This is a genomic window from Anabaena sp. UHCC 0451, from assembly GCF_034931405.1.
In the GTDB taxonomy this organism is placed as follows: domain Bacteria; phylum Cyanobacteriota; class Cyanobacteriia; order Cyanobacteriales; family Nostocaceae; genus RDYJ01.
Window position 1 is genome coordinate 1 of record NZ_JAYGHA010000053.1, and the last position, 2,560, is coordinate 2,560.

Here is a 2,560-nt window from a genome sequence, read left to right on the forward strand (position 1 = left end):
CATTAACAGTCGGAGATGAACTTAAATCCCCCGTACGAGTAAGAGTAAATCTACCAGGATTTGCAGCTTGTCCTGTAACAGTTTCTGCCGCAGTGGCATCACTAGCACGGATAGTAATAATCGGTTTGTCGTTATCTGCAATGTTGACTGTAGCAGTCTTTGCTGTTCCCAGTAGATAATTTGTATTACTAGCTAATGTAACTATGACCGTCTCCTTCGCTTCCAAGAGAGCATCATTAATCACAGCCAAATCAATTATCGCTGTAGATAAACCAGCAGAGAACGTGGCAACACCAGTTAATTGATTATAATCTGTACCATTAGTTGCCGTACCACCTACAGTATAATTAACGGCTAAGGTTGAAGTGAGATCCCCAGTACGTTTGATGGTGAATTTACCAGGGTTTAGAGTTTGTCCATTGATAGTTTCAGCGGCGTTAGCATCACTAGCAGCAATAGTAATTGTAGGAGGATTAAAAGCAGTTATGGTAACTGTAGATGTAGCTGCTTGTTCAACTTTTAAAAATCTACCATCTACAAAAATTGTAGTTGTATCATCTTCAGTTTTAATTTCTGCAATCTGCGCTGCGTTCAGATGTTTACCTGTAAGGACTGCTGCAAATAATTGTCCTTCATCACCGGGAGTATCTGCAATATTTATTTCTTTGTCTACTGAATGTCCAATTTCTTCAAAAATTGTATTTTCAATGAGTTCAGTATTTGCACTGCTAAGTAATATTTCGGAAAGATAGATTTTATTGGTTTCTCCAGCAAAAGCCCCTAATGTATTTGTGGGAAATACGGATGCGTCTAAGATTTCTACGTGTGGCAACTGATTAAAATCACCAACTAACCACCCAGAAGTAATTTCCTTTAATTTCCCAGCATTGAAATTATCTCCGAAAATTGAGTGCATCTGTGACTGAAAATCTGGAGACTGTGCAAACTGCTGAAGAGTTGGGTAAATGTCTTGTTGCAGGATGTCAGTAATAGCAGGTTGCCAGCCTAAACGATCATCCCATGATAGGGTTTTTGGTACAATCTTAGACCAGTTTTGTACTGCCTCAATTGGGGGTAATAACGATGGATGAAGACTAATGTGAGGCTTTGCTTCCAGAGGATTGAAAACTGTACTATCTAAAAAACCGTTGTTTTCCAGTACAGAAAGAGGATGGGGGATATCCTGGTTGTTGTGTAGTGTTAGTTCATCCATTGTGATGTACACCCTGTTAATATTGAGCGGTCTATTTACTATTTTCTGGGATTTTGTATAATTAAGTCTATAGTAATAGCACTGAAGTTAATCATGAAGTTATATTAAAGCTTATTGTAAGGTAGGCATTGCCAACCACAGTCTGGTTATTAGGGGCTGCATAGAATCAGATGCCAAGAGTAATTAACCGCAGATAAATAAGAATGAATTAATTGATTTGTGCAAAGTTTCTAGAGGCTGTCACAATAATGAAGGTAACAGCTTGGAGTCTTTACCTGTGAACCCTCCTACCACTACCCCAGCACAAACCCAAAATCGCAAAGCAGATCATATCCGCATCTGTCTTGAGGAAGATGTACAATGTCAGCAGGTGACAACGGGATTAGAACGCTATCGTTTTACCCATTGTTGCTTACCAGAATGCGATCGCAGCGACATTGATATCAGCACCAATTTTTTAGGAAAAAACCTGAATGCACCGCTGTTAATATCCTCCATGACTGGGGGAACTGAACGCGCTGGAATCATTAACCGTCGTTTGGCAGAAATCGCGCAACAATATAAACTAGCGATGGGTGTTGGTTCTCAGCGTGTAGCATTGGAAAAACCCCAAGTTGCTGATACCTTTGCTATTCGTAAATATGCCCCAGATGTGCTTTTATTTGCTAACTTGGGTGCGGTGCAACTGAATTATCAATGTGGTGTTGATGAATGTCTGCGAATTATTGATATTTTAGAAGCTGATGCTTTGATTCTGCACATTAACCCGCTGCAAGAATTTATTCAACCTAGAGGTGATACTAATTTTCGAGAATTATTTGACAAAATAGCTGATTTATGCAGTAAATTACCAGTTCCTGTAATTGCCAAAGAAGTAGGTAATGGCATTTCTGCAACAATGGCAGAAAAATTAATATCTGTGGGAATACAGGCTATTGATGTCGCTGGTGCTGGTGGTACATCCTGGGCATTGGTGGAAAGCGAACGGGCAGAAACGTCCTTACAGCGTCGCTTAGGAAGGACTTTTGCTGATTGGGGGATACCGACAGCGGAATGTATTACCAGTATTCGCGCCCAGTTTCCGCACATACCGTTAATTGCTTCTGGGGGCTTACGTCATGGTTTAGATGTAGCCAAAGCGATCGCTCTTGGTGCAGATATCGCTGGTTTAGCAATGCCATTTCTCCAAGCAGCAGATGTCTCAGAAACAGCACTGCAAGAATTGACAGAAGTCCTAATTGCGGAAATCACCACCGTATTATTCTGTACTGGTAACAGAACTTTGTATCAGTTACAGCAATCTGACAGTTTACAGATACTACAATAAAGTAAAGAAGTAGGGGCGAA

The 2,560-nt window shown here is 40.5% G+C and carries 2 protein-coding genes; one reads left to right on the top strand and one right to left on the bottom strand.

Going from position 1 to position 2,560, the window contains the following annotated elements; all coding sequences use genetic code 11:
* The coding region (locus VB694_RS24150; RefSeq protein ID WP_323362870.1) for a Calx-beta domain-containing protein at nt 1-1,213 on the bottom strand (1,213 nt) is incomplete at its 3' end.
* A 277-nt stretch (nt 1,214-1,490) separates the two neighbouring features.
* On the opposite strand from VB694_RS24150, the gene fni reads away from it, so the two are divergent.
* Complete coding sequence (gene fni / locus VB694_RS24155; RefSeq protein ID WP_323362871.1) at nt 1,491-2,540, top strand: type 2 isopentenyl-diphosphate Delta-isomerase; 1,050 nt, start codon at nt 1,491-1,493, stop codon at nt 2,538-2,540.
* Nucleotides 2,541-2,560 lie beyond the last annotated feature (20 nt).